General features: G+C 73.6%; 20 protein-coding genes. 4 read left to right on the forward strand and 16 right to left on the reverse strand.

The window, feature by feature from the left end; genetic code table 11:
* Window positions 1-25: 25 nt before the first annotated feature.
* The 6 genes from M8330_RS16355 to lepA all read right to left on the reverse strand — a co-directional run bounded on the left by M8330_RS16355 (window position 26) and on the right by lepA (window position 8,174).
* On the reverse strand, window positions 26-1,081 hold the full coding sequence (locus M8330_RS16355) for an intradiol ring-cleavage dioxygenase (protein ID WP_250828196.1): 1,056 nt from the start codon (window positions 1,079-1,081) through the stop codon (window positions 26-28).
* Between the two features lie 139 nt (window positions 1,082-1,220).
* Entirely contained in the window at window positions 1,221-3,050 is a 1,830-nt protein-coding gene (locus tag M8330_RS16360) for an AMP-dependent synthetase/ligase (protein ID WP_250828197.1), read from the reverse strand.
* A gap of 70 nt (window positions 3,051-3,120) precedes the next feature.
* Window positions 3,121-3,804, reverse strand: a complete 684-nt coding sequence (locus M8330_RS16365) for an MOSC domain-containing protein (protein ID WP_250828198.1) — start codon at window positions 3,802-3,804, stop codon at window positions 3,121-3,123.
* A gap of 232 nt (window positions 3,805-4,036) precedes the next feature.
* Complete coding sequence (locus tag M8330_RS16370) at window positions 4,037-5,236, reverse strand: NAD(P)/FAD-dependent oxidoreductase (protein WP_250828199.1); 1,200 nt, start codon at window positions 5,234-5,236, stop codon at window positions 4,037-4,039.
* Window positions 5,237-5,347: 111 nt separating this feature from the next.
* Window positions 5,348-6,277: an aminoglycoside phosphotransferase family protein gene (locus tag M8330_RS16375; RefSeq protein ID WP_250828200.1), complete on the reverse strand. Its 930-nt coding sequence runs from the start codon at window positions 6,275-6,277 to the stop codon at window positions 5,348-5,350.
* 7 nt (window positions 6,278-6,284) lie between these two features.
* The gene (lepA, locus tag M8330_RS16380; RefSeq protein WP_250052472.1) at window positions 6,285-8,174 is read right to left on the reverse strand and encodes a translation elongation factor 4; all 1,890 of its coding nucleotides are present in this window, start codon (window positions 8,172-8,174) and stop codon (window positions 6,285-6,287) included.
* A gap of 132 nt (window positions 8,175-8,306) precedes the next feature.
* On the opposite strand from lepA, the gene M8330_RS16385 reads away from it, so the two are divergent.
* The 4 genes from M8330_RS16385 (at window position 8,307) to rpsT (ending at window position 11,429) form a co-directional block, all read left to right on the forward strand.
* Window positions 8,307-8,762 carry a nuclear transport factor 2 family protein gene (locus M8330_RS16385; RefSeq protein ID WP_250828201.1) on the forward strand — a complete coding sequence of 152 codons (456 nt, stop codon included), beginning with the start codon at window positions 8,307-8,309 and terminating at the stop codon, window positions 8,760-8,762.
* A gap of 167 nt (window positions 8,763-8,929) precedes the next feature.
* Window positions 8,930-9,979 carry a phosphotransferase family protein gene (locus M8330_RS16390; protein WP_250828202.1) on the forward strand — a complete coding sequence of 350 codons (1,050 nt, stop codon included), beginning with the start codon at window positions 8,930-8,932 and terminating at the stop codon, window positions 9,977-9,979.
* A gap of 38 nt (window positions 9,980-10,017) precedes the next feature.
* Window positions 10,018-10,977, forward strand: a complete 960-nt coding sequence (locus tag M8330_RS16395) for a phosphotransferase family protein (protein WP_250828203.1) — start codon at window positions 10,018-10,020, stop codon at window positions 10,975-10,977.
* A gap of 194 nt (window positions 10,978-11,171) precedes the next feature.
* Window positions 11,172-11,429 (forward strand): 30S ribosomal protein S20, encoded by a 258-nt coding sequence (gene rpsT / locus M8330_RS16400; protein WP_250052477.1) that lies wholly within the window; start codon window positions 11,172-11,174, stop codon window positions 11,427-11,429.
* Window positions 11,430-11,555: 126 nt separating this feature from the next.
* On the opposite strand, the gene holA is transcribed toward rpsT, so the two are convergent.
* From holA to M8330_RS16450, 10 genes are all read right to left on the reverse strand, one after another.
* On the reverse strand, window positions 11,556-12,590 hold the full coding sequence (gene holA / locus M8330_RS16405; protein ID WP_250828204.1) for a DNA polymerase III subunit delta: 1,035 nt from the start codon (window positions 12,588-12,590) through the stop codon (window positions 11,556-11,558).
* Window positions 12,591-12,695: 105 nt separating this feature from the next.
* Window positions 12,696-13,505 carry a polyphosphate kinase 2 gene (gene ppk2 / locus M8330_RS16410; RefSeq protein WP_250828205.1) on the reverse strand — a complete coding sequence of 270 codons (810 nt, stop codon included), beginning with the start codon at window positions 13,503-13,505 and terminating at the stop codon, window positions 12,696-12,698.
* 38 nt (window positions 13,506-13,543) lie between these two features.
* Window positions 13,544-15,907 carry a ComEC/Rec2 family competence protein gene (locus tag M8330_RS16415; protein ID WP_250828206.1) on the reverse strand — a complete coding sequence of 788 codons (2,364 nt, stop codon included), beginning with the start codon at window positions 15,905-15,907 and terminating at the stop codon, window positions 13,544-13,546.
* A complete protein-coding gene (locus M8330_RS16420) occupies window positions 15,904-16,902 on the reverse strand; it encodes a ComEA family DNA-binding protein (RefSeq protein ID WP_250828207.1) in 999 nt (332 codons plus the stop codon). Before M8330_RS16420 ends, M8330_RS16415 begins: the two co-directional genes overlap by 4 nt.
* Before the next feature lie 239 nt (window positions 16,903-17,141).
* Window positions 17,142-18,014 (reverse strand): DegV family protein, encoded by an 873-nt coding sequence (locus tag M8330_RS16425; RefSeq protein WP_250828208.1) that lies wholly within the window; start codon window positions 18,012-18,014, stop codon window positions 17,142-17,144.
* An 11-nt stretch (window positions 18,015-18,025) separates the two neighbouring features.
* A complete protein-coding gene (gene leuS / locus M8330_RS16430; protein WP_250828209.1) occupies window positions 18,026-20,512 on the reverse strand; it encodes a leucine--tRNA ligase in 2,487 nt (828 codons plus the stop codon).
* A gap of 268 nt (window positions 20,513-20,780) precedes the next feature.
* Complete coding sequence (locus M8330_RS16435) at window positions 20,781-21,299, reverse strand: Dps family protein (RefSeq protein ID WP_250052484.1); 519 nt, start codon at window positions 21,297-21,299, stop codon at window positions 20,781-20,783.
* Between the two features lie 239 nt (window positions 21,300-21,538).
* The gene (locus M8330_RS16440; protein ID WP_250828210.1) at window positions 21,539-23,665 is read right to left on the reverse strand and encodes a PhoX family protein; all 2,127 of its coding nucleotides are present in this window, start codon (window positions 23,663-23,665) and stop codon (window positions 21,539-21,541) included.
* Between the two features lie 187 nt (window positions 23,666-23,852).
* Window positions 23,853-25,082 (reverse strand): MFS transporter, encoded by a 1,230-nt coding sequence (locus M8330_RS16445; protein ID WP_250828211.1) that lies wholly within the window; start codon window positions 25,080-25,082, stop codon window positions 23,853-23,855.
* Window positions 25,075-26,553, reverse strand: coding sequence for an AAA-type ATPase lid domain-containing protein (locus M8330_RS16450; RefSeq protein WP_250828212.1), 1,479 nt, complete (start codon window positions 26,551-26,553; stop codon window positions 25,075-25,077). The genes M8330_RS16445 and M8330_RS16450 overlap by 8 nt, the downstream gene beginning before the upstream one ends.
* Between the last annotated feature and the right edge of the window lie 157 nt (window positions 26,554-26,710).

Here is a 26,710-nt window from a genome sequence, read left to right on the forward strand (position 1 = left end):
CCCGCCGGGGGTGCAGCCAATCGGCTCAGATCGGGACGTTGAGCTTGATGGTGTAGCCCTCGTCCACCGAGCCGGTGACGTTCGCCATCTGGAGGCTGTAGCCGTCGGAGAAGACGTTGTCGGAGTCCAGGGAGATGTTGGCCAGGTTGGCGACCGAGTCGTCGTAGCCGTCCACCACGCCGTAGACCTCCTCACAGGTGGCCTGCGGGATGGCGAGCTGCGAGGTGCGCATCTTGTTCGTGTAGGAGGTCGCGGAGTCCTCGTCGGCGTAGATCTCGAAGTGCATGTGCGGCCAGCGGCCGGCGTAGCAGCCCGGGAAGATGCTGGTGAACTCCACGTAGCCGTCGCTGTCGGCGACCTGGACGCCGCGCAGGTAGTTCTCCTCGGTGATGCCCTCGGAGTACATCGAGTAGTTGCCCTGGGCGTCGCAGTGCCACAGGTAGACCGCCGCACCCTCGAGCAGCTCGACGTCGTCACCGGAGAGGTCGTAGATCTTCATCCGCACGGTCACCGGCACGCCCTCGGCGGTGGCGCTCGCGTCGCCGAAGGACGAGGTGATGTCGCTGCGCACGATGCCGGACTCGCTCAGCACGTTCGCGCCGTTGGAGCCGTCGCCCGGGTACGGGCCGGCGGTCTCCTCGGGGATCTCCCCGTCGGCGACCTCGACGGAGGAGTCACCCTGGGCCGCGTCACCACCGCCGCCGTCGCCGCCGGGGCCACCGCCGCCGTCCGGCGGCTCGGGCCGGTCGCTGCTGCTCGAGGCCGAGCCGGAGCTCGACGCCGAGGAGCTGGTGGAGTCGTCGGAGGAGCATGCGGCCAGGAAGCCGGTGGCCCCGAGGGCGCCGACGCCACCGAGCGCGAGCAGGCGCCGGCGTCCGAGCGCCTGCTCCTGCTTGCGGACGATGCGCGGCAGGTCCTCGGAGAGGCCGAGGTCGTGGTCCTCGAGCTCCTCGGGGATGGCGTGGTCGGGCTGGGCGGGGCGCTCGTCGCGGCGCAGCCGGGCCAGCGCCCGGTTGCGGGGGCGGCGGCCCGGGCCTGCGCTGCCCGGGGCGGTCTCGTCGCGGTCCTGGGAATCGCTCATGGGAGGAGCATCCGGGTCACGTCTGTGGGCTTCCTGTGCGCGCACCCTGGGATCGATCTGGACCCGAGGACGCAGCGATCGCCGGGCCCGTGCGGACCCGGCGATCGCAGACGTGGTGCTGGTGCCGGCGCTGGCAGGCTCAGCCGTAGAAGGCGTCGATCCGGTCGTGGTTGTTCTCCTCGACCACGGAGCGCTTCACCTTCATCGACGGGGTCAGCTCACCGGTCTCCACCGACAGGTCGGCAGGGAGGATGTCCCACTTCTTGATCGTCTCCCAGCGGTTGAGCCGGGTGTTCATCTCCTCGACGTAGCCCTGGACCATCTCGTGGACCGCGGAGGAGGTGACGACCTCGGCGTAGGACTTGCCGGCCATGCCGTTCTCCTCGGCCCACGCCGTCATCGCGTCCGGGTCCAGGGTGATGAGGGCGACGCAGTAGTTGCGCTCGTTGCCGAAGACCAGGAACTGGCTGGCGTAGGGGCAGACCGCCTTGAACTTCGACTCGATGGCGGCGGGGGCGATGTACTTGCCGCCGGAGGTCTTGAACAGCTCCTTGATGCGGCCGGTGATCGTCAGGTAGCCGTCGGCGTCCAGGCTGCCCTTGTCGCCGGTGCGGAGCCAGCCGTCCTCGGTGAAGACGGCGGCGCTCTCCTCGGGCAGGTTGTGGTAGCCGGCCATCACGTGCGGGCCCTTGAGCTGGACCTCGTCACCCTCGCCGATGCGGATCTGTGATCCCGGCATCGCCGGGCCGACGGTGCCCATCTTGTACTTCTCGGGGTGGTTCACCGCGGCGCCGGCGGCGTTCTCGGTCATGCCGTAGCCCTCGAGGATGAGGATGCCCGCGGCGTGGAACCAGGAGCCGATCTCGGCGTTCAGCGCCGCCGAGCCGGAGATGAAGAAGCGGACCCGGCCACCGAACCGCTCGCGGACCTTGCTGAAGACCAGCTTGTCGAACAGGGCGTGCTGGACCTTCAGCGGCAGCGGCACCGGCTTGCCGGCCAGCGTCAGCCGGTCGACCTCGAGGCCGACCTTGAAGGCCTGGTCGAAGAGCACCTTCTTGACCCCGCCCTCGGCCTCCTGCATGCGCTGGATGCGGCCGTAGGCCTTCTCGAAGATCCGGGGGGCCGCACCCATGAACGTGGGGCGGACGACGGCGAGGTTGTCGATGATCCGCTCGACCCGGCCGTCGACGGCCGTGGCGAAGCCGATGGCGAGCTGGGTGGAGAGGAGCACCTTGCCGAAGGAGTGGGCCATCGGCAGCCAGAGGAACTGGAGGTCGTCGACCGAGAGGATGTCCTGCGCCTTGATCGACTCGCCCTCGAAGACCCAGGCGCGGTGCAGCAGCCGCACGCCCTTGGGGCGGCCGGTCGTGCCGGAGGTGTAGATCAGGGTGGCGAGCTGGTCCTGGGTGATCTGCTTCGCGGTCTGCTCCAGCACGTCCGGACTGTCCGCCAGGTAGGCGGTGCCGCGCGCGGCCAGGTCGTCGAGGGTCAGCACCCACTCGCCGTCCTCCGGCGCGCCGCTGCCGTCGATCATCACCACGGCGCGCAGCTCGGGCAGCTCGGCCCGGTGCTCGCGCAGCTTGGCCAGCTGCTCGGCGTCCTCGGCGAAGACCACCTTGCAGCCGGAGTCGCCCACGATGAAGGCGGTGTCCTCGCTGTTGGTCGAGGGGTAGACGGTGGTCGTCGCGCCGCCGGAGCACATGATCGCGAGGTCGGCGAGGATCCACTCGTACCGGGTCGAGCAGGCGATGCCGACCCGCTCGGTCTGCTCCACGCCCAGCGCGAGCAGGCCCGCGGCCAGCGCCCCGACGCGCTCGCCGGCCTGCTTCCAGGTCACGGACTCCCAGGCCTCGCCCACCGGGAACCGGTAGGCCTCCTTGTCGGGGCTCGCAGCGACACGGTCCCAGAACTGCACGGCGACGTTCGCGGGCAGGTGGTCGACGAAGCCGGTGTCGGGGTTGATCGGCATGGCGGGAGCTCCTCGTGGGCTCGGGGGCCGGGCGACGGTGCGCGGCCGGGTTCACGTGGTGCAGATCACCTTACCTACTCCCGGGTAGGTCTGGCTGCCCTGATCGCACCATCCGGTCACGCAGGTCGGGGTGCAGGTCGGGGACGGACGCCAGGTCCGGCAGCAGGTCCGGTCGCGTGGTGAGCGCGGCGAAGGCGTGCGCGAGGGTCACGCCGTGGCCCGGACGGTGCAGCACCCGCACCTCGTCACCGGTCTGGACCTGGCCCTCCCCCAGCACGCGCAGGTAGGCACCCGGGCGGCCGTGCTCGGTGTAGCGCCGCACCCAGCCGCGGGCGTCGAGGCCGCAGTGGCCGACCCACCCCGCGAAGACGTTGCAGGGCACCCGAGGCAGCCGCACCTCCAGCACAGCCTCGCCGACGGCCCAGCGCTCCCCCAGCTCGGCGTCGTCGACCGCGAGGCCGCCGACGGTGAGGTTCTCCCCCAGCTGGCCGTCCGGCAGCTCCGCCTCGAGCACGCCCGACCAGTGGTCCAGCTCGGCGCGCGAGACGGCGTAGACGGCCTTGTCCGGCCCGCCGTGGTGCTTGGTGTTCACCACCTCGTCGCCCTCGAGACCGAGCCTGCCGACCAGGACGGGGGCGCTCGTCGGGGTCTTGTCGATGGCGGTGCGGCCCAGCGAGCCGGCCCAGGCCGCGGCCCGGGCGCGCCCGACGTTGACGGACAGCAGCCGCCCGACCGGCGGTTCGGCGTGGGTCATGCCCGCAGGCTAGCCGGACGCAGCGCGCCCCCGGCGTCCTGCGTGAGGACGTGCCGGGGGCGCGGGCTCCCTCCCTGTCCGCTCGAGCGAGACGTCGCAACGGCGGTGGGTCGGCCGCGGGCGGCCGGCCGGTCGGCCTCCTGCCGGGAGAGGGGGCAGGAGGCCGAGCCTCGGGGTCCGGCAGCGGACCCCGGGGCCGGGTCTGGTCAGGTCGTGCCGGGTGGGGGTCGGGTCAGGGCAGCATCACGTGCCCGTTGCGCATCTTCCAGAGGAAGTACTTCTCGAAACCCAGCTTCATCAGGTGGGCCTGCGGGCCCGGGATGAGCACCCCGTGCTTGCGCGGGGGCAGCATCTTGTCGGCCAGGATGATGACGCCGTTGTTGCCGGCGTCCATGACGCAGACGGCCTTGATGTCGCCGAACGCCTTCTCGTGCGAGGGGACCTCGCCGAGCACCTGCGCCGCGATGTTCTTCGCGGCCGTGTGCGCCATGGCCTCCGTCGGGAAGCCCGTCTTGGGGATGCCGACCGGGGTCGGGGTGGTCCACGGGGCATCGACCGCGGCCGCGATGCCGACGGCGTAGACGTCGTCGTACTTCTCGGTCTGGTAGGTGTCGCGGACCTTGACGTACCCCTTCTCGTCGGTCAGGCCGGTGCCGAGCAGGAAGTCCTGCCCCAGGAACGGCGGGATGATCATCGAGTACCTCGAGCGCAGCGTCTCGCCGCTGCCGAGGACGACGGCGTCGGACTCGACGTGGTCGATGCCGGTGTTGATGTGGGCCTCGATGCCCTCCTTCTTCAGGAACATGCCCAGCAGGTCCTCGCCGTGCGGCAGGCCGCCGATGCCGAAGTGGCCGAGGAACGGCTCGCTGGTGACGTAGGAGAGCTTGACCTGCTTCTTCAGGCCCGCCTTCTTGAGCTGGTGGCTCATGTTGAAGAGGAACTCGTAGGCAGCGCCGAAGCAGCCCGCCCCCTGCGTGGCGCCGACGACGACGTCGCCCGGGTCGTCGAGGAACCGCGTCCAGGCCTCCCCGGCGCGCTCGGCCTCCGGCAGCGTGGTGATGTTCAGGGCGTTCTCGGCGAACCCCGGGACCACGTCGTCCTTGTTGCGGTAGCCGGTCGCGATGACCAGGTAGTCGTACTCGAGCTCGCGGCCGTCGGCCAGCGTCACCGTCTTGGCCTCGGCGTCCACTCCCGTCGCCGCGACGTGCTCGAAGTCGATCCCGTGCTCCTCCAGCGTGGGGGCGATCGGGAAGGTGAGGTCCTCGCGGTCCCGCTTGCCGAACGGCAGCCAGATCAGGCTGGGGTTGAAGAGGAAGTGGTCGTCCTTGCTGACCACGATGACGTCCACGTCGCCGTGCAGCTCGTGCTTGACCGCCAGCGCGGCCGTGAGTCCTCCGAAGTTGCCTCCCAGGACGATGACTCGAGTGCGCATCTTCCGCCTCCTCGCGGTAGTTCCCTGCACTCCTCACGGTCCTCCCCAGTGGGGGATGGACGTAGGGAGGAAGGTCCCGCCGACCAGGGTCCAGGGGAGGGTCCTGGGCCGCTAGGGGTCGAGGGACTTGGCGACCGTCAGCATCTGCGTCACGTACCGGCGCACGCCGGCGTCGTCGCGCGCCCCCTCCGGGGTGGCGGCGGCGTCCTCGAGCGCCCAGAAGGCGTTGAGGACGAGGCGCACGACCGCCCAGCCGCGAGCCCGGTCCTCGTCGAGGCCGGCGGCGTCGACGACCGTCTCGAAGCGGGCCCGGAGCGCCCGGGGCCGGTCGCCCGCGGTCTCCTCGAACCGGTTCCACAGCAGCGGCGCGACCTCCCAGGCCGGCTCGCCGCTCATGGCGTGCGGGTCGATGGCCACCGCCTCGCCCGTCACGTCGTGCAGCACGTTGCCGTAGTGCAGGTCCCCGTGCACCAGCGTGCCGACCGCCCGCTCGTCCGCCCCGAGGTCGCGCACCAGGGCCAGCGCCTGCTCCACCATCCGGCGGGGCAGCGGGGCGTTGCGCGGGAGCGCGCGCAGCCGCTCGACGTAGCGGCCCACGTAGGCGGGCACCGTCATCAGCTGCGGCGGGGCCGGCACGTGCAGCTGCCGGTAGAGGTCGGCGACCGTCTCGCAGGCCGCGACGTCCCACTCCTCGTGCAGGTCGCGGCGCTCGAGCCGCTCCAGCAGCACCGCGCGGCGACGGGGGTCGGCCGTGACGAGCTGCGCGGCGCCGCGGCCGGCCCAGGTGCGCAGGGCCAGCGCCTCGTGCTCGGTCTCGACGTCGGGGAAGGCGACCTTCAGCACCCGCTCGCGACCCTCGCGGTCGCGCACGGCCAGCACGACGGAGGCGTGGCCGTGCCAGACCTCGTCGTCGGTCCTCGTCAGGGACCACTCCTCGAGCAGGTCCCGCAGGGTGGCGGGGACGCGCTCGACCCACGCTGCCCAGTCGGGTCCGCGTCCGGCCATGGCCTCGACCTCGGGCGGCAGGCGGAGCGCGCTCACGGGCGGGTCACTTGCCCTTGCCGCCCTCCCCGGCGGTCGGGCTGCCGGTGGAGAGCGCGGCCACGAAGGCCTCCTGGGGGACCTCGACGCGGCCGACCATCTTCATCCGCTTCTTGCCCTCCTTCTGCTTCTCCAGCAGCTTGCGCTTGCGGCTGATGTCGCCGCCGTAGCACTTGGCCAGGACGTCCTTGCGGATGGCGCGGATGTTCTCGCGGGCGATGACCCGGGCGCCGATGGCGGCCTGGATCGGCACCTCGTACTGCTGCCGCGGGATGAGGTCCTTGAGCTTACCGGCCATCATCACGCCGTAGGAGTAGGCGGAGTCGCGGTGCACGATCGAGCTGAACGCGTCGACCGGCTCGCCCTGGAGCAGGATGTCGACCTTCACCAGGTCGGCCGCCTGGTCACCGGTGAAGTCGTAGTCGAGGCTGGCGTAGCCCTTGGTGCGCGACTTCAGCTGGTCGAAGAAGTCGAAGACGATCTCGGCCAGGGGCAGCTTGTAGCGCATCTCCACACGGTCCGGGGACAGGTAGTCCATGCCCTGCAGGTCGCCGCGCTTGGTCTGGCACAGCTCCATGATGGTGCCGATGTAGTCGGACGGCGCCAGCAGCGTGGCGTCGACGACGGGCTCGCGGACCTCGGCGATCTTGCCCTCGGGGTACTCGCTGGGGTTGGTCACCTGGTGCTCGGTGCCGTCCTCCATCGTGACCTGGTAGCTCACCGACGGGGCGGTGGAGATGAGGTCGAGGTTGAACTCGCGCTCGAGCCGGTCGCGGGTGATCTCCATGTGCAGCAGGCCGAGGAAGCCGCAGCGGAAGCCGAAGCCCAGCGCGCCGGAGGTCTCCGGCTCGTAGGTGAGCGAGGCGTCGTTGAGCTGGAGCTTCTCCAGCGCCTCGCGCAGGTCGCCGAACTGGTCGCCGTCGATCGGGTACAGGCCCGCGAAGACCATCGGGTTGGGGTCGGAGTAGCCGCCGAGCATCTCCGTGGCGCCGTGGTGCTGGGTGGTGACGGTGTCACCGACGCGGGACTGACGCACGTCCTTCACGCCGGTGATGAGGTAGCCGACCTCGCCGACGCCGATGTCCTGCGCCGGCAGCTGCTCGGGGCTGATGACACCGATCTCGAGCATCTCGTGCGTGGCGTTGGTGCTCATCATCTTGATCCGGTCGCGGTGGCGCAGCTCGCCGTCGACGACGCGGACGTAGGTGATGACGCCGCGGTAGGTGTCGTAGACCGAGTCGAAGATCAGCGCGCGGGCCGGGGCGTCGGGGTCGCCGACGGGGGCCGGCGTCTGCTTGACGACCTCGTTGAGCACCTTCTCCACGCCGACGCCGGTCTTGGCGGAGACCCGCAGGACGTCCTCGGGCTCGCAGCCGACCAGGCCGGCGAGCTCCTCGGCGTACTTGTCGGGGTCGGCGGAGGGCAGGTCGATCTTGTTGAGCACCGGGATGATGTGCAGGTCCGCGCTCATCGCCAGGTAGAGGTTGGCCAGCGTCTGGGCCTCGATGCCCTGGGCGGCGTCCACGAGCAGGATCGCGGCCTCGCACGCGGCCAGCGAGCGGCTCACCTCGTAGGTGAAGTCGACGTGGCCGGGGGTGTCGATCATGTTGAGGACGTAGGTGCCGGCCTCGGCACCCTCCTCGTTGCCCTCCTCGACCGCCCACGGCATGCGCACGGCCTGGGACTTGATCGTGATGCCGCGCTCGCGCTCGATGTCCATCCGGTCGAGGTACTGCGCCCGGGCCGCGCGCTCGTCGACGACGCCGGTGAGCTGGAGCATCCGGTCGGCCAGGGTCGACTTGCCGTGGTCGATGTGGGCGATGATGCAGAAGTTCCGGATGATCGCCGGGTCGGTCTGACCGGGCTTCGGCCAGGCGGACGAGGGAACAGCAGGCACGGGGTCCTCGGTGTCTCGGGGTGGGAGCGGGTCACGGCGCGGTCGGCGCGCTCCGGCGGCGGACGCGCCGTGCCGGAGGTGTCCGGCCAGTGTCCCACGTCGCTGTCGGAGGTCCTACCTACCGTCGCCGCCATGACCTCGCCCCCGCCCCGCTCCCCCGCCGCTGCGCCGTCGGCCGCCTCGGTGGTCCGCTCGCTGTGGGCGGCCTGCGACGCCCGTGACTGGGCCGGGTTCGCCGCCCTGCTGCACCCCGACGTCGTGATGGAGGTGCCGCAGACCCGGGAGCGGGTCCGCGGCCGGGAGGCCTTCACCCGGTTCAACGCCGAGTACCCCGGCCCGTGGACCCTGCGGGTCACCCGCCTCGTCGCGGACGAGGAGAGCGGCACGGTGGCGACGTGGATCGCGTTCGACCCCGGCCGGAGCAGTGGGGAGGGCGGCGGCGAGAGCAGCGGGGAGGCGGACGAGGGGGTGCAGACCGGCATCGCGGCGTTCACCGTGCGCGACGGACTGGTGACCGCCATGGAGGACTGGTGGCCCGAGCCCTACGCCCCGCCGCCCGGGCGCTCCCACCTCGTGGAGCGGTACTGATGCCGCGTGCGGCGCGCGCCCGGCGCTGCAGCCTCGCCGGCCCCGGGTCCGGTGCTGCGGGTACTGGTGCCGGTGCTGGTGCCGCGACCTCGGGTGTGGCGAGCCCCGCGCGACACACCGGGCCGTGGCAACCGCGCCCGCGGCACGCCCGGGGCCAGACTGGCCGGGTGCTCCCACGCTCCCCTCTCCTCGACTCGCCCTCCGGCGACCCGCTCGAGCCCGAGGAGGCGTTCGACCCGTTCGACCCGTGGAGCGTCGAGGGCGTGCCCCACGGCCGCACCGTGCGCCGCGTCGAGTGGGGGTTCCTCCCGCGCCCGGTGCGCACGGCCGTCGAGACGCGCCTGGGCTCGCCCGTCGTCGAGGCGCACTCCGCCTCCGCCGGGTGGACCGCCGGGCTCGCCTCGTCCCTGGTCTGCGCGGACGGCAGCACGCACTTCGTCAAGGCCGCCTCGCTGCGCGCCCAGCCCGCCTTCGCCGCCGCCCACCGTGCCGAGGCCTCGGTGCTGGGGGTGCTGACCGGCCACGCCGGCGTCCCGGCGCCCGCGCTGCGGTGGAGCACGGAGGTCGACGAGTGGGTCCTGCTGGGCCTGGAGGACGTCGAGGGCCGACTGCCGTCGCGGCCGTGGACCCGCCCGGACCTCACCGCGGTGCTGGACTCGCTGGCCACTTCGGCCGAGGTGCTGCCGGCCGCCGCGAGCGCCCTCGAGCGGGCGGGCGTGCTGACCGACCTCGCCGACGACCTGTCGGACTGGCCACTGCTGGTGCCGCTGCTCTCCGGCCTGCGCGAGGACCTGGCCCCGGAGCGGGTGTGGGAACGGGTGGCCGACGCCGCCGCCGTCCTGGCCTCCGCGGTGACCGGCGACGCGCTGGTCCACGGTGACCTGCGCGACGACAACCTGCTGCTGGCCGACGACGGCCGCGTGGTGTGGTGCGACTGGCCGTGGGCCGCGCGCGGCGCGGCCTGGGCCGACCTGGTCTGGCTGCTCACCTCGGCCGCCACCGACCCCGGCCTGGACCCCGAGCCGCTGCTGCGCGCGCACCCGCTCGCCGCCGGCGTCGAGGACGAGGCGGTCGACGCGCTCCTGGCGGGCACCGCCGGGTACCTGCTCACCACGGCCGAGCGGAAGCCGCCGGCGACGAGCCCCTTCCTGCGGCGCCACCAGCGGCAGCAGGGCGAGGCCGCCCTGGCCTGGCTCCGCGCTCGCCGCGACTGGTGAGCCCCGCAGCCCGGGGCTCTCGCCTGGGCTGGGCATCGGTGCCCACGCGGGTGCGGGCACGGGTCGAGGAAGCGCTGGGCTCGCCGGTGGTCGCCGCCGTCGACCAGACGGGCGGGATGTCGCCGGGGCCCGCGGTGCGGCTGCGCGGCGCCGACGGGTCGAGGCTGTTCGTCAAGGCCTGCCCGGCCTCCCTGAACCCCGTGACCCCACAGCTGCTGCGACGGGAGGCCGTCGTCCTGGACGCCCTCGGTCGGCACCCTCGCTGGGCCGCGCTGGAGCACTGGTGGGACGAGGCGCTCGAGCCCGACGCGCCCGCCGACCCCTGGGTGGTGCTCCTGCTCGAGGACGTCGAGGGCCGACACCCCGACCTCGACTCCCCCGCCGACGTCGACGCGGTCGTCTCCGCCGTGGACGCGCTACCGGCGCTCCTGCACCACCGTCTGCCCTCACTCGACCCACTGCTGGACGCGGGCCGGCGGAGCGGGGCGCCGCTGGGCTCCACCCGGGACAGCTTCTCGGTGTGGGCGGCCTCGCTGCAACGGGCCTCCGAGGTCCTCCCGACCCTGGGCCCGCCATGGCTGGCCGACCTCACGCCCCTGGCAGCGGTGCTGCACGCCGTGCCGGCCGGGGACCGGCTGGTGCACTGGGACGTGCGCAGCGACAACCTGCTGCTGCGACCCGACGGCTCGGTCGTGGTCGTGGACTGGGGACAGGCCCTCGTCGGCCCGTCCTGGGTCGATGCGTTCCTGGCCCGGGAGGAGCACGCGCACCTGCCCTGGTTCGACGCCGCCGCGCTCGACCACCCCGATCTCGCGGCGCTGGGCGAGGAGACGGTGACGGCACTGCTCGCCGCGTTCGCCACCCACCTGCTGCTGCGGGCCGGCACCGCTCAGCGCGACCAGGGCATGCCGACGCTCCGGGCGTTCCGCGTCGAGGTCGCCCACCACCTGCTGGTGGGGGTCGCGCGCCGACTCGGACTCCCGGCCCCGACCCGCTAACGTGGACGTCGTTCGCGGGGCTGCTGACGCTCCGCTCGGGATTTGGGCGGCCTTCCCCCACGCTGTTAATCTCGCTTGTCGCTCGTGAGGCACCCTCTGCCCGCAGCGCACCCAGACTCGGGTCCGACTCGATCGGCCCCATCACGTCAGCGACAACAGACCTGCACGACCGACCCAGAGAGCTAGGCACACCAGTGGCGAACATCAAGTCCCAGATCAAGCGGATCAAGCAGAACAACAAGCGTCACGAGCGCAACAAGGCCGTCAAGAGCGAGCTCAAGACCGCCATCCGCCGCTTCAACGAGGCCTTCGAGGCCGGCGACGCGACCGCCGTCGAGAAGGCCCGCTTCGCCACCAAGAAGCTGGACAAGGCCGTCTCCAAGGGCGTCATCCACAAGAACCAGGCCGCGAACCGGAAGTCCTCCATCGCGAAGAAGGCTGCTTCTCTCTGAGCCCCGCTCGTCGTCGCTGACACGACCCGTCTCGACTCGCCCCGCGCGAGCACGAGGCGGGTCGTCGGCGTTCCGGAGCACCCGGGCGCCGGCCCCCACCGCTCCCCGCAGGCGTGAGCCGGCGGGTCAGGAGCGAGAGGCGCTGCGCAGCTCGGTGATCGTGAGCACGAGGCGCTCGAGGGTGTAGGCCGCGTCGCTGGCAGCACCCTTGATGTCGGCGTCGGCCTGGGCCACGGCGCGGACGGCGGCCGCCAGCTGGTCTTCGGACCACGCGCGGGACTGCTCCCGGATCGAGCGCACCTTCCACGGCGGGACGCCCAGGTCGCGGGCGACGTCGTTGTCCCGGCCCCCGGGGCGCAGGCCCTTGGCGCGGGCCAGGCCGCGCGCGGACCCGGCGAACGCCGACGTCACCAGCACGCCCGCGACACCGCGCTCGATGGCCCAGCGCAGCTCCTCCAGCGCCGCCAGCCGCTTGCCGGCGAAGGCGGCGTCCGCCACCGCGAACGACGTCGCCTCGGCGCGGCCGCCGAAGTACTGGCCGACCCGCTCGGCGCTCACGGACTCCCCCGGGAAGTCGTGCACGAGCTGGTCGACGGCGCTGGACACCGCGCGCAGGTCGGTGCCGACGGCCTGGACGAGCGCCTGGGCGGCGTCCGGGTCCATCCGTGTGCCGAGGCGCCGGGCCTCGGCCTGGACGAACGACGGGTACTCCGAGGCCCGCAGCTCCTCGGACTTCACCTCGGTGACGGCCGGCAGCTTGCGCAGCCGGGTCAGCAGGCCGGAGCCCTTCTGGCCGCCGGTGTGCACGAGGACGAGCGCCACGTCCTCGACCGGCTCCTTGGCGTAGTCGACGATGCCGTCGTAGGACTCGTCCGGCAGGTTCTCCAGGGCGCGCACGACGATGCAGCGGGTGGTCGAGAACAGCGAGGGCGCGGCCAGCTCGCCGAGGGTGGCCAGCGTCAGGTCCAGCGCGTTGGCCTCGGAGACCTCGGCCTCCCCGTCGTGCTGGCGCACGGCCGCCCGCACGGCAGCCACCGTGCGCTCGCCCAGGAACTCCTCCTTGCCGGTCACCAGCGTGACGTGACCGAGGACGTCCCCGGGAGCGGGCGCGGCCGGCCGTGCGGCGGGGCGGGAGGATGAGCGGGATGCGGAACGAGCCATGGTCCGCACAGCGTCCCACACGGCGGCGACAGGCCCGGCGTCCGCTCCGCCCCGCCCCGTACCGCCCCGTCCTGACCCGTCCTGCCCCGTCCTGCCCCGTCCGACTCAGTCGGAGGTCAGCGAGGCGACGTGGTCGGGCACGTAGGTCGTGAGCTCGCGCGGCGGTCGCCGGTAGCCCGAGGATGCAGGCCGCTCGGGGACCGTGATGTCGGGGTGCTCGATCTCGGTGTAGGGGATCGTGGAGAGCAGGTGCGCCATCATGTTCAGCCGCGCCTCCTTCTTCACGTCGCCCTCGACGACGTACCAGGGGGCCTCGGGGATGTCGGTGTGCACCATCATGTCGTCCTTGGCGCGGGAGTAGTCCTCCCAGTGCGTGATGGACTGCAGGTCGGTCGTGGAGAGCTTCCAGCGCCGCATCGGGTCGTCGATGCGACCGACGAACCGGCGCTGCTGCTCCTCGTCGCTGACCGAGAACCAGTACTTGCGCAGGATGATCCCGTCCTCGACCAGGAGCCGCTCGAAGATCGGGCACTGGTGCAGGAACCGGGAGTGCTCCTCGGGGGTGCAGAAACCCAGGACCCGCTCGACGCCGGCGCGGTTGTACCAGGAGCGGTCGAACAGCACCATCTCGCCCTTGCCGGGCAGGTGCTCGACGTAGCGCTGGAAGTACCACTGCCCCTTCTGCTGCTCGCTGGGCGTGGGCAGGGCGGCGATCCGCACGACGCGGGGGTTCAGGTACTGGGTGATCCGCTTGATCGCCCCGCCCTTGCCGGCGGCGTCGCGGCCCTCGAAGACGACCACGACGCGGGCGCCGGTGGCGCGCACCCACTCCTGCACCTTCACCATCTCGGCCTGGAGCCGGAACAGCTCGGCCTCGTAGGTGGCCTTGTCCAACCGCTTGCGGGGCTTCGCCATGCGGCGAGCGTAGTGCGGCCGGCGGCGCCTGGCACGGGTCAGCGACGAGCTCGGGTCGACAGCCCCGACCCGTCGGCCACCACCGCCAGGGCTCCGTCGGTGTCGGTGCGCAGCACCCGGGAGCCGGCACCCTCGAGCGCCTCCACCACGGACGGGGCCGGGTGTCCGTAGTCGTTGCCCTCCCCCACGCTCACCAGCGCCACCGCGGCCCCCAGCCCCGTGAGCAGGTCGAGGTCCTGGGCGCGGCTGCCGTGGTGCGGCACCTTGAGCACGTCGACCCGCAGCCCCGGGTAGGCACGCGCGAGCGCCTCCTGGCCGGGCGGCTCGAGGTCACCGGTGAGCAGCACCCGGACCCCGGACACCTCGGCGAGCAGCACCACGCTGGCGTCGTTGGCCCCGGTGCCGTCCCCCGGACCGGCCGCCGGGGTGTCGAGCAACGGCCAGAGGGTCTGGAGGTCCAGGTCGCCGATGCGCCGCACCGTGCCCGGGAACGCCGTGCTCACCGGCACCCCGGCGGCGCGAGCCGCCTCGTCCACCGCCTCGACGGACGCGGGTGGGTCGAGCAGGAAGGTCACCAGCACCTCGTCCACCGTGCGGTCGGCGAGCACCCCGGGCAGCCCGCCCACGTGGTCGGCGTGGAAGTGGGTCAGCACCACCAGGGGCACGTGCGTGATCCCGAGGTCGCCGAGGCAGGCGTCGACCAGCGCCGGCTCGGGCCCCGTGTCCACCACGACCGCCTCCCCGGGCCCGGTCCGCAGGACGAGGGCGTCGCCCTGCCCGACGTCGCAGGCGACGACGAGCCAGCCCTGGGGTGGCCAGCCGGGCGCGGGCAGCGGCACCGCCGTGGCCACGACGAGGACGAGGACGACCGGCACGGCCCACCGAGGGCGTCGGGCCACCCGCGGGCCGAGGACCGCCACCCCCGCGGTGGCCACGGTGAGGACGGCCACCGCGACCGGGCCCTGCCCCCAGTCCACCGCCGCCACGGGCAGCGCCGCACCCCGCTCGGCCACCTCGACGACCACGGCCGCGCACCAGGTGGCGACCGCGCCGAACGGGCGCCCGAGCAGTGGGTGCACCAACGTGGCGAGGCCGCCGACCAGCCCGAGCACCGTGGCCGGGGCGACCAGCGGACCGGCCAGCAGGTTGGCCCCGACCGCGACCAGGGACACCTGCCCCGAGATCGCCGCGACCACCGGGGTGCAGGCCAGCTGCGCCGCCGTGGGCACCGCCACCGCCTCGGCCGCCCCGGCCGGCAGCCAGCGCCGCAGCGCGTCGCGCCACGGCGGTGCGAGCCACACGATGCCGGCGGTGGCCAGCACGGAGAGGGCGAACCCGGCGCCGGTGGCGAGCGTCGGCTCGAGCAGCAGGAGGACGAGCACCGCGACGCCGAGGGAACGGCCGGCGCGCCGACCGCCGTCCGGGCCGAGGGCGACCAGCCCGACCGCGCCCATCGCCGCCGCCCGCAGCACGCTCGGCTCCGTGCGAGCCACCAGCACGAACGCGACGATGCCGAGCGCCCCCACCAGCCACAGCCACCGGCCGCGCACGCCGAGGGTCCTGGCCAGCAGCACGAGCAGCCCCACGACGAGGGTCAGGTTCGTGCCCGAGACCGCGAGGAGGTGCGTGAGCCCGGTGGTCGCGAAGTCGTCACGGACCTGCTGCTCCAGCCCCGTGTCGTCCCCGTTGACCAGCGCAGGCACGAGGATGCGCTCGGGCGTCGGTCGGTGGGCCACGGAGTCCCGCAGCGCCTGCCGGACCCGGGCGCTGACCCGCCACCAGACGTCCGGCTCGCGCACGGTCTCCCACTCCCCGTAGGCGCTCAGGACGGCCGCCAGGTCCTCGCCCTCGGCCGGCAGGAGGCGGGCACCGGTCACCACCTCGCTGCCGAGCCGCGCCTGGGCCCAGTCCGGGTCCGCGAGCACCAGCACCGGCGCCCGCAGCCGCCACGCCGTGCCGCGGCCCTCGACCTCCAGCACCTGGGCACGCAGCAGCACCCCGTCGGCGTACGGCCCCTCCAGCGGACGTGGGTCGCCGGTGACGCGGAGGAGCACCCGGACGACGGCCCCCTTCTCCGCCAGGTCGGCGACCGGGGACGCGCCCACCTGCTCGCTGCGCACCAGCGCAGCGCCGCCGACGGCGAGCGCCACTCCGGCGCAGGCCAGACCCAGCGCCAGGCCCCGCCGCGGCAGCCGGGGGCCGGCCACCGAGCCCAGCACCCGGGTCACCACCACCCAGGCCACCACCCAGGCCACCGGGACGACCAGCACGACGCCCACCAGCACCACCCAGGAGCCGGTGGCCGCGAGCAGCCCGCCGATCCATGCAGCCGCGCCCACCAGCGGCATCCGCCAGTCCTGCCCCCGGTGCGCGGTGCCCTGCGCGTCCTCCGAGTCGCTCACACCGTCACGTGCGGCGCGATCTGGGCGAGCGTCGCCTCCCCGATCCCGTCGACCTCGAGCAGCTCGTCGACGGAGGTGAACCCGCCGTGCTCGTCGCGCCACGCCAGGATCGAGGCGGCCGTCACCGGACCGACCTGCGGCAACGTCTCCAGGGTGGCCTGGTCGGCGGTGTTGAGGTTCACGAGCCCACCGCCGGCCGCACCCGGGTCCCCGGCGCCCGGCGAGGACAGGGCGGACGCTGCTGCCCCGGCCGCGGGCTCCACCCCCACCAGCACCTGCTCGCCGTCCACCAGGACGCGGGCCAGGTTGAGCGAGGTGAGGTCCACGCCCGGCCGGGCCCCGCCCGCCGCCTCGAGCGCGTCGGCCACCCGGGAGCCGGCCGGCAGCACGGCGATGCCGGGGCGGCGCACCCGCCCCGCCACGTCCACCACGACCTCGCCGGCGTCCGCCCCGTCGACGGCGCCCGACGAGTCCCCCGAGGACGGGACGGGCGTCACCAGGGCGTCGGGCTCCCCCGTCTCCTCGACCGCCTCCAGCGCCGAGGCCGAGGAGCCGGAGGCCTCCGAGGAGGTGGGGCTCAGGACGGTCGGCAGCGGGTCGGGGTCGGCCCGGACGACCCACCACGCCGCGACGACCAGGCCGGCCGCCACCAGGCAGGCCAGCACGGCCACCTGTGCCGACCCGAACCGCAGCAGCCCACGGGCCGCACCCAGGGGGGCCTCGACACGCGCGCGGACCTCCTCGCGGGCTCCGTCACGCAGCTCGGCCGCCCGCGCGCTCGCGTACCCCGGCCCGGCGCGGTGCCGGCCGACCCGGGGCAGCTCCCACGCCGCACCGGGGGCGGGCGCAGCCTCGGGTGCCGGAGCAGGAGCCGACGCCGGCTCGGCCACGGGCCCGGCGGCGGGCTCCGGCGCGCTCTCCACCTCGGCGGCGAGCAGGGCGAGCCGTCGGGCCACGGCCTCGGCGTGCTCCACGGAGGATCGGCGGGTGCGCATGGCCTCGACGCTAGGGAGCGCGGGCGCTGACCAGGAGGGTGCGGGACGGGGCTGGGGACAGTCGCGTCGGACGTGGTGGCTGTGGACGCTGGGTGGCCCGTGGTCTCGACGTGCGCTCCTCGCCGGCGCTCGTCGCTGCTCGACCACCGGGTGACGTGGGCGGTCGTCGTGGACGGTCGGGTCCGGGGGTCTCGTGGCTCAGCCGTGGCCGGCTTCGCACCTCGACCACCGAGGCGTGGTCAGGCGGGGGCGATCCCGACGGCGATCATCCCCGGGCCGGTGTGCGCGCCGAGGGCGGCGGTCACCTCGGACTCCCACCCGCCGGCGAAGGCGTCACCGAGCTCGGCCGCGAGGCGGGAGGTGAGACGGTCGAGGAGGGCCACGGCCCGGTCCGGCGCGGCGAGGTGCCCGACGACCACGCGGACGGCGGTGTCCGGCCCGCCGAGGGCCAGGGCCGCGTCCACCGTGAGCTCCTCGAGGCGGCCCAGCGCCCGGGAGGCGGTGCGCACCCGCTCGAGGGGCTCCACGACCCCGTCGGTCACGGTCAGCAGCGGCTTCACCGCGAGCGCCCCGCCGAGCAGCGCCGCGGCAGTGTTGATCCGCCCGCCGCGGCGCAGGTGCTCCAGGGTGTCGACGTAGCAGAGGGTGGTGCCCCTGGCCGCACACGCACGGGCGGCCTCGGCCACCTCGGCGACGGAGGCACCACGAGAGGCCGCGTCGGCGGCGGCCAGGGCGGCCAGGCCCGTCGCGGGGCCGACCTGGCGGGAGTCGACGACCTCCACGGGCACGCCGACGCGCCGCGCGGCCAGGCGCGCGGACTCGACGGTGCCCGAGACCTCGCCGGAGAGGTGGACGGCGACGATCGCCTCGGCGCCGTCGGCGACCAGCCGCTCCCACCGGGCGACCAGGGCCTCGGGCGCGGGCCGCGACGTGGAGACCGGCAGCCGCGTACCGAGCGCCTCCACCAGCCGCGCCGGCGTCGCCCCGTCCGGGCCCTCCTCGAGGACCTCCTCGCCGAGCACCACGGTGAGGGGCACGACCGTGAGGCCGTGCTCGGCCGCCAGCCCGCCGGGCAGGCTGGCGGTCGAGTCGGTGACGACGGCGACGCCCACGACTGACGGCCTCAGACGACGATGTTGACGAGCTTGGGCGCCCGGACGATCACCTTGCGCACGGTGGCCCCGTCGATGGCCCGCTGCACGCCCGGGTCGGCCAGGGCCAGCGCCTCCAGGTCCGCCTCGCTGATGTCGGGGGCCACCTCCAGGCGGCCCTTCACCTTGCCCTTGACCTGGACGACGGCGGTCACCGACTCCTCGACCAGCAGCGCGGGGTCGACGACCGGCCAGGTGGCCTGGGCGACGCACGGCTCGTGGCCGAGCCGCTCCCACATCTCCTCGGCGGTGTACGGGGCCACCAGCGAGAGCAGCATGGCGACGGCCTCGACGGCCTCGCGCACGGCCGGGTCGGCTCCGCCGCAGCCGGAGTCGATGGCCTTGCGGGTGGCGTTGACCAGCTCCATGGTGCGGGCGACGACGACGTTGAACCGGTAGCTCTCGACGAGCTGCTCGGCCTCGGCCACGGTCTTGTGGGTGAGGCGGCGCAGCGCCACGTCCCCGGTGCTCACGTCGACGCCGGGCGCCGAGGTGACGTCGCCGGACAGCCGCCAGGCGCGCTGCAGGAACTTCTGCGAGCCGGCGGGCGAGACGTCCGCCCAGTCGATGTTGTCCTCCGGCGGGGAGGCGAAGACCAGCGTCAGGCGCACGGCGTCGACGCCGAACTCCTCCAGCTGCTCGGCGACGTTCACGCCGTTGCCCAGCGACTTGCTCATCTTGCGGCCGTTGTTGATGACCTTGCCCTGCGACAGGTACGCCGAGAACGGCTCGTCCCAGGTGATGAGGCCGGCGTCGCGCAGCACCTTGGTGAAGAAGCGCGAGTACAGCAGGTGCAGCACGGCGTGCTCGTCGCCGCCGATGTAGAGGTCGATCGGACCCCAGGCCTGGGCCAGCGCCTCGTCGAACGGCGCGGAGTCCAGGTTCGGGGAGACGAAGCGCAGGAAGTACCAGGACGAGTCCACGAAGGTGTCCATGGTGTCGGTGTCCCGGCGCGCCGGGCCGCCGCAGGTCGGGCAGGTCGTCTCGACCCACTCGGTGGCCCCGCCCAGCGGCGAGGTGCCCTGCGGGCGCAGGTCGGAGCCGGTCAGCTCGGGCAGCTCGACGGGCAGCTGGTCGAGCGGGACGGCGACCTCGCCGTCCTTGTCGCAGTGCACGATCGGGATCGGCGCGCCCCAGTAACGCTGGCGGGAGAGCAGCCAGTCGCGCAGGCGGAAGTTCACCGTGCCGGTGCCCGTGCCGCGCTCCTCGAGCACCGAGATCATCTGCGAGATCGCGCTGGCCTTGTCGGTGAGGCCGTCCAGCGGGCCGGAGCTCACGTAGGTGCCGTCGCCGGTCGTGGCCACGGAGGAGACGGCCGGGTCCTCGGCGCCCTCGACGTCCACGACCATCCGGACGGGCAGGCCCATGACCGTGGCGAAGTCCAGGTCGCGCTGGTCGTGCGCGGGCACGGCCATGATGGCGCCGGTGCCGTAGTCGGCCAGCACGTAGTCGGCGGCCCACACCGGCACCTGCTCGCCGCTGACCGGGTTGGTCGCGGTGATCCCCAGGTCGACGCCGGTCTTGGGGCGGTCGGTGGCCAGGCGGTCGATGTCGGAGGCCTTGCGGACCTCGTCCAGGTAGGCGTCCAGGTCGGCGCGCTTGTCGGGCGCGACGATCTCCGCCGCGAGCGCGGCGTCGGCGGCCACGACCATGAAGGTGGCGCCGTAGAGGGTGTCGGGACGCGTGGTGAAGACCGTGACGTCCTTGGTCGACCCGTCCGCCAGGTTGAGCGCGAAGTCGACGTGCGCGCCCTCGGAGCGGCCGATCCAGTTGCGCTGGGCGTTGACGACCTTGCCGATCCAGGTGTCCTGGAGGTCGTCCAGGCAGTCGTACAGCTCCTGAGCGTAGGCGGTGGTCTTGAAGTACCACTGGGTCAGCTCGCGCTTGGTGACCACGGCGCCACAGCGCTCGCAGGTGCCGTCGGCCAGCACCTGCTCGTTGGCCAGCACCGTCTGGTCCTGCGGGCACCAGTTGACCGGCGACTTCTTGCGGTAGGCCAGGCCCCGCTCGTGCATGAGCAGGAACAGCCACTGCGTCCACCGGTAGTACTCCGGGTCGGAGGTGTGCAGCCGGCGCGACCAGTCGAAGCTCACGCCGTAGCGCTTCATCGAGGAGTACTGCGTCTCGATGTTGCCGTAGGTGTAGGTCGCGGGGTGGGTGTCGTTGCGGATGGCCGCGTTCTCCGCGGGCAGGCCGAAGGAGTCCCAGCCCATCGGGTTGAGGACCTCGAACCCGCGGAAGCGCCAGTAGCGCGAGATCACGTCGTGCAGCGCGAACACCTCGGCGTGACCCATGTGCAGGTCACCGGAGGGGTAGGGGAACATCGTGAGCGCGTACTTCGTGGGCTTGCCCGCGAGGGCAGCGGCGTCGTCGGCCCGGAACGGGTCGATCCGGTCCCAGACCGGCAGCCACTTCTCCTCCACGGCGCGCACGTCGTAGGTGTTGGTCTCCTCGCTCATGACCTCTGGTGTTCCTCGTCCTCGCTGTTCGGGTGGACCGCCGCCGTCCCCCTCGTGAGGGGCCGGGGCGTGGGCACAAAAAAACCCCTCGCGCAGGAGGGGTGGCCGCGTCGGGCTGGGCGCCCGTCGCGGCTAGGGAAGAAGCAGGGTGTGTGCCACGTGGGCATCCTAACCCCTGCCGACCTGACCAGGCATCCCGGACGCCGGCGGCCGGCCGCCCCGGGTGGGGTCGGCCGGCCGTCGAGGAGCCTGCTCGGGTTGGGGGCGCTCAGGCGTGGATCGAGCGCACGCCCTCACCCGGCACGCGGTTCTCGGCGTCGATCATCCAGGCGAGCTGCTCGAGGCGCTCGAGGATGCCGTGGATGAGGTCGGCCGTCGTCGGGTCCTCGGCGTCGGTGGCGTCGTGGATGCGACGACCGGTCGAGGTCACGGCGTAGACCGAGGAGGTGATCAGGTCGACCGTCTCGGTGGTGGAGACCTCCTCGGCCGGGAACGGCGGCAGGGTGGAGGTGTTGGCGATCGTGACGGCGCGGGCGTCGGGCACCAGGTAGAGGGCGCGCATGCGCTCGGCCACGTCGTCGGAGAACTCGCGGGCCGCGTCGACGAGCTCGTCGAGCTGCAGGTGCAGGTCGCGGAAGTTCTTGCCGACCACGTTCCAGTGCGCCTGCTTGCCCTGGATGTGCAGGTCGGTGAGGTCGACCAGCAACTGGTTCATGTTCGTGCCGAGGGTCTCCGAGCCGGTGAACACGCGGGCCGAGCGGGTGGGGGTCTGGGTGTCCTGAGTCATGAGGTGCTCCTTCGGTCCTTCTGCTTCTGCGGGGCGAGTGGTGACACTCCAGCACATTTTCTGGATCAATTCCAGAAAGGTGAGGCTGCCCTGATCGGACCCTGTGGGTCCGGTCCGGCTGTGCCACGCACACCGTCCCCATGCCCGCCCGAGCCCGGGACGACACGACCCCCTCGGGTGAGGCCGAGGGGGTCGTGGGGGGTCGTGCCGGGCGCCCGAGGGGGGCGGCGGTCAGCGGGTCACTGCCGGCGGAACGCCACGCAGACCGAGGGACGCGGGAAGTCGTCGGTGTGCGGCCAGGTGGACGCCTGCGCCTCGAACGTCGACCCGGAGATCTCGCCCGGGTGCTGCACCGCGAAGAACAGCGACTGGTCGTCGTCCGCGACGAGCGGCCCGCAGGCCTCCGCGCCGTACGGCATCGTGACGAACTGCTGCACGTGACCGCGCTCGGGGCCCTTGACGGGCACGCGGAAGATGCCGTCGTTCGAGCCCAGCGCGTTGCCGTCGGTGGAGACCCAGAGGTTGCCCACCGAGTCGAAGGCCACGTTGTCGGGGCAGCTGATGGGGCTGACCAGCGACTTGTCGTAGCCCGCGAAGTAGGTCTCCTCGGCGTCCGGGTCGCCGCAGACCAGCATGAGGTTCCAGGTGAAGGAGGTGTCGCCGTGGTCGCCCTTCATCAGGCTCGTACGGTTCCCGCCGCCGGGGACGATCTCGAGCACGTAGCCGTTGCGGTTGCCGCTCGCCTCGGTCAGCGGCTGCCCCGGGGCGGAGCGGACCATCGAGGTCGTGAGCGGGTTGGCCTCGTCCGGCTCGAAGGAGCTGCCGCGCTGGGAGTTGTTGGTCAGCGCGGCGTAGACCCGACCGTTGACCGGGTTGGGCTCGACGTCCTCGGGGCGGTCCATGGCGGTCGGGCTCACGGCGTCGGCGGCCAGGCGGGTGAAGACCAGGACCTCCTCCAGCGTGAAGCCGTCGACGAAGGACTGCGTCTCGTCGGCCAGCGGGATCCACTCACCGGTGCCGTCGTAGCGGCCGTCCTCGGTGCCGTCACCGGTCAGGCGCGCGACGTAGAGGGTGCCGGCCGAGAGCAGGGTCTTGTTGTGCCGGTGGGCCCTGCGGCTGCTGCCGGGGCGGTAGGTGTCGCGGGAGACGAACTTGTAGAGGTAGTCGCCACGCTCGTCGTCGCCCATGTAGGCCACCGCGTGGCCGTCGTCGGAGAGGGAGACGTTGGCGCCCTCGTGCTTGAGCCGGCCGAGCATCGTGTGCTTGACGGGGCGCGAGCCGGGCATGAACGGGTCGAGCTCGACGACCCAGCCGAAGCGGTGCGCCTCGTGCGGGTGGGCGGAGAGGTCGAAGCGCTCCTCGACCTCGTACCAGCCGGTGCCCGACCCGGAGATGCCGTAGCGGGCGCACTGGGTGGCGTACTGCTCCGGGAGGCCGGTGGTGGCGTCGAAGTACTGGTTGAAGTTCTCCTCGCCCGAGAGCACCGTGCCCCACGGGGTCGTGCCGCCCGAGCAGTTGTTGAGGGTGCCCAGGACGCGGGAGCCGGTCGGGTCGGCGTCGGTGACGAGCAGGTCGGAGCCGGCGGCGGGCCCGTCGACCTTGAACTCGGTGCCGATGTGGACGCGCCGGTTGTACCTCGCCCGGCCCAGCGCGGTGGCCCGCAGCCAGGAGCCGGGCACGAGGCCCTGGCGGATCTCGACGACCGACAGCCCGATCGAGCTCATCGAGATCGCCTTGGTCTCGAGGTCGGTGTACACGCCCGCGGGGTACATCAGGTCGTCGTCGGTGTACTCGTGGTTGGTCACGAGCAGCGCCCGCTTCTTCCTGCCGGGGATCGGCAGGACGCCCACGTAGTCGTTGTTGTAGCCGAACTGCTGGCGCGCGGCCTCGGGGGTCTGCGCGTAGGCGTCGAACGCGGGAGCGCCGGCCTCGACCTTGTCGCCCCAGCTGATCAGCACGTCGCAGTCGAAGCCCTTGGCGGTCACCACGGCGTCGCGACGGTTGGGCTTGACCGAGGTGAAAGCGGTGGTCGCCAGGCTGGTCGTCACCCGCTGCCCGACGGCGGGGGCGGCCGCGGCGGCGCCGCCGGCCGCGGCGGCCGAGAGACCACCCAGCACCAGCGCACCGGCGCCGACGCCCGAGGCCTGCAGCAGGGAGCGGCGCGCGATCACCTTGGTGACCTCCGCGCCGATGTGCGCGTTGCCGGACCGGTTCGGCACCGGGTGGTCGCAGGCGTTGCCGCACTTGAACTTGCAGGTCATGAGGTCACGCGAGCCGTGCCGGGTGGTACCGGTCGGCGTGATCGACAGCAGGCGGCGGGCGCCGGCGACCGGCTGCTCGACGGGGCGCTGGGGCGTGGTGGTCATGCGGGGAGGCTCCTCGAGGAGTGGGGGGCGCGCCGACGCCGCCTGCCCGGAGGGCCGGGCGGCGCGGTGGCCGGGTGGTCGTCGGGGAACCTAGGGAGCCCGGGTGGTGCTGCGAGGGACCTGTGCGTGGAGGGCGGACGGCGGCCAGGTGAACGTTCGGTGGTCCAGACCGTCCGGGGGTGGCCCGTCAGGCCACCGGCGACCGCAGCCCGTGCAGACGTGCCATGGCCACCGCACCCGCGGCCGGCCCGAGCGCGAGCAGCAGCAGCGCCACGCCCCACCCGGACGCGGCCACGACCGTGGGCACCAGCCACAGGGTCAGCACCGTCGTGGAGTAGCCCAGCGCCAGCTGCACCGCCAGCGCCGCCCCCACGCCCTCCGGCGGGGCCGCCTCGGTGACCAGGGCGCTGAACTGGGCGGAGTCCGCGATGACCCAGAAGCCCCACACCGCGCACAGCGCCACGACGACGCCCACCGGCCACCGGGCGTGCCCCACCGCGAGCAGCAGCGCCGTGGCCCCCGAGCAGACCAGCGCCAGCCCGGCGGCCCGCTCCCGGCCCCAGCGGTCGCTCAGCACGCCGCCGACCAGGCAGCCGAGCGCACCGACGCCGATGCAGCCGAAGGCGAGGAGGGCGACGGTCCGGTCGGCACCGTCCCCGCCCGCGAGCCCGGGCAGCGAGGCCAGCAGCGAGGCGACGCCGGCCCACATCGCGTACAGCTCCCACATGTGGCCGACGTAGCCGAGGTCGGCCAGCAGCACCCGGCGGTGGCGCAGCGAGGCCAGCCCGGCGCGCAGGCTCACCGGCCGCCGCTCCCCCGCGAGCACCAGCCCGGGCGCGGTGCCCCGCACCGCCAGCACGACCACGCCGCCCAGGGCCGTGAGCACGGCCGTGGCGGCGACCACGGGCCGCCACCCGGCGCCGAGGTCGACGCCCTGCACCAGGTGGGGCAGCGCCGAGCCGAGGGTGAGCGCACCGATCATCACGCCCAGCGCGAGGCCGCGTCCGCGCGTCACCCACGCGGCCACCTCCCGCACCGCCGGCGGGTAGACCAGGGCGAGCGCCGCGCCCGTCGCGGCCCGCAGCGGCAGGGCCGCGGCCAGCCCGTCGCACAGCAGGAGGCCGGCCGTGCACGCAGCCGCCGTCCACGACCCCACCAGGACGAGGCGGCGCGGCGCGACCGCGTCGGCCAGCCCGGTCACCGCCGTGCCCAGGGCGCCGAGGACGAACCCGACCTGCACCGCGATCGTCAGCGACGCGACGCCGCCGGCACCCAGGTCCCAGTCCGTGCGCAGGCGCGGCACGACCGCCGTCGCGGAGAACCACGCCGACATCGTCAGCAGCGTCCCCAGCGCGAGCAGCGCGACGACGGTCGGCCGGTGGGCGGGCCGGGACGCGCGCAGGGAGAGATCAGGCACGAGGCACGTGGATACCGTACTGAGCGACCTTGCGGTACACGGTGGCCCGCGACATGCCGAGCTCCTCGCCCGCCTCCCGCATCGTCACGCCCGGCCGCGAGAGCACGCGCACGATCTCGTCGCGCTCGAACGCCTCGATCCGGGTCAGCCGGTGCCCGGAGCCGGAGAGCACCTCGGCGGGCAGCGCCGCGACGTCGACGACGTCCGCCCGCCCCACCGCGGCGCGCACCACGGTCACCAGCTCGGTGACGTTGCCGGGCCAGGCGTGCTCGCGCAGCGCCCGCTCGGCGGCGCCGGTGACCTCGACGGGACGGCCCCGGGCGGAGGCCGCCACTCGCCGCACGAGCGGCAGCACGTCGTCGGGGCGCTCGCGCAGCGGGGGCAGCGGGGCCACGGACCCGACGAGGCCGGCGAGCGGCGCGGGCACGTCCTCGAGGCGGGCCGCGGTGAGCCCGACCGGCACCGACGGGGCACCGCCGGCGACGCGGGCTCGGACGACGAGGTCCCGGAGCCGCTCCGCCACCCACGTGGGCAGCCGGTCGACGTCGCGCACGACCACGGCCGTGTCGGGCTTGCCGAGCTCGGGGGTCCACAGGTCGAGCCACTGCTGGGCGTCGGCGGGGTCCGGCGCGCTCGCGGCGAGCACCCGGGTGCGCGGGGAGACGGCCCGGGCCGCCTGCGCGACCAGCGTGCCGCGTCCGGTGCCCTGCTCCCCCACGACCGCCACGACGTCCCCGCCGCGCAGGGCGTCGGTCGCGGTCGTCAGCGCCCGCGACCACGCCTCGCCGAGGTCCGGGGCGCCGGGGTCGACGACGCGGGGAGCCTCGACCCGGAAGACCTCGCCGCGCGGTGTGGGGCGGGGCCGCTGCCCGGCGCCGCGCGCCAGCATCATCGCCGAGGTCGTGGAGGCCGCCGAGCGTGCCAGGGCGAGCAGCAGGTCGGCCGGCGAGGACGCCCAGGTGGTGAGGTTGACGCTGCCCTCGAGCCGTCCGGAGAGCGGGTCGAGCACGGGCACGGCCGCACAGGTGTAGGTGCACAGGGTCAGGGCGTAGTGCTCCTCGGCCCGGACGACGGTGGGCACCCGGTCGGCCAGCGCGAGGCCGAGACCGTTGGTGCCGACGTCCTGCTCGGCGTAGGTGAAGCCGGGGGCGAGGTGCACCTTGTCCAGCGCCCGCAGCAGGCCGTGGTCGCCGGAGACCCGGTCGAGCACCAGGCCGGCGGCGTCGGTGAGCATGAGGCTCACCGGCTGGTCGGCGAGCGTGTGGGCCAGGTCGGCCAGCACCCGGCGTCCGCACTCGGTGAACAGCGACTCCGCGTCGGAGGCGCCGGTGAAGACCGGCGGCACGTCCTCCAGCGGGACGCCGTAGGACTCGCTGCGCTGCCAGGAGGCGACGAGCCGCGGCGCCGGCCGGGCCGCGGCGCCGGCCAGGTCGGCGTGCAGCCTCGCGCGCTGCGGCACCCCGTCGTCCATGTGAGCCACGTTACAGAGCACCCCCGACGGACCGCGCGCCGCAGGCGTCTCATTCTGAGACGCCGCCCGGTCTCAAAGTGAGACGCGTCACCCCTGAATGCCGTCGCTCCCCGCTCCTAGCGTCGCCACCACGACGTGACAGCGGTCACGCCACCAC

The sequence above is a fragment of the Nocardioides bruguierae genome (assembly GCF_023656415.1).
Classification (GTDB): domain Bacteria; phylum Actinomycetota; class Actinomycetes; order Propionibacteriales; family Nocardioidaceae; genus Nocardioides; species Nocardioides bruguierae.

Coding starts and splice junctions, on each gene's coding strand:
- M8330_RS16355 (WP_250828196.1), bottom strand. CDS start 1,081: ATGAGCGATTCCCAGGACCGCGACGAGACCGCCCCGGGCAGCGCAGGC.
- M8330_RS16360 (WP_250828197.1), bottom strand. CDS start 3,050: ATGCCGATCAACCCCGACACCGGCTTCGTCGACCACCTGCCCGCGAAC.
- M8330_RS16365 (WP_250828198.1), bottom strand. CDS start 3,804: ATGACCCACGCCGAACCGCCGGTCGGGCGGCTGCTGTCCGTCAACGTC.
- M8330_RS16370 (WP_250828199.1), bottom strand. CDS start 5,236: ATGCGCACTCGAGTCATCGTCCTGGGAGGCAACTTCGGAGGACTCACG.
- M8330_RS16385 (WP_250828201.1), top strand. CDS start 8,307: ATGACCTCGCCCCCGCCCCGCTCCCCCGCCGCTGCGCCGTCGGCCGCC.
- holA (WP_250828204.1), bottom strand. CDS start 12,590: ATGGCTCGTTCCGCATCCCGCTCATCCTCCCGCCCCGCCGCACGGCCG.
- ppk2 (WP_250828205.1), bottom strand. CDS start 13,505: ATGGCGAAGCCCCGCAAGCGGTTGGACAAGGCCACCTACGAGGCCGAG.
- M8330_RS16420 (WP_250828207.1), bottom strand. CDS start 16,902: ATGCGCACCCGCCGATCCTCCGTGGAGCACGCCGAGGCCGTGGCCCGA.
- leuS (WP_250828209.1), bottom strand. CDS start 20,512: ATGAGCGAGGAGACCAACACCTACGACGTGCGCGCCGTGGAGGAGAAG.
- M8330_RS16435 (WP_250052484.1), bottom strand. CDS start 21,299: ATGACTCAGGACACCCAGACCCCCACCCGCTCGGCCCGCGTGTTCACC.
- M8330_RS16440 (WP_250828210.1), bottom strand. CDS start 23,665: ATGACCACCACGCCCCAGCGCCCCGTCGAGCAGCCGGTCGCCGGCGCC.
- M8330_RS16450 (WP_250828212.1), bottom strand. CDS start 26,553: ATGGACGACGGGGTGCCGCAGCGCGCGAGGCTGCACGCCGACCTGGCC.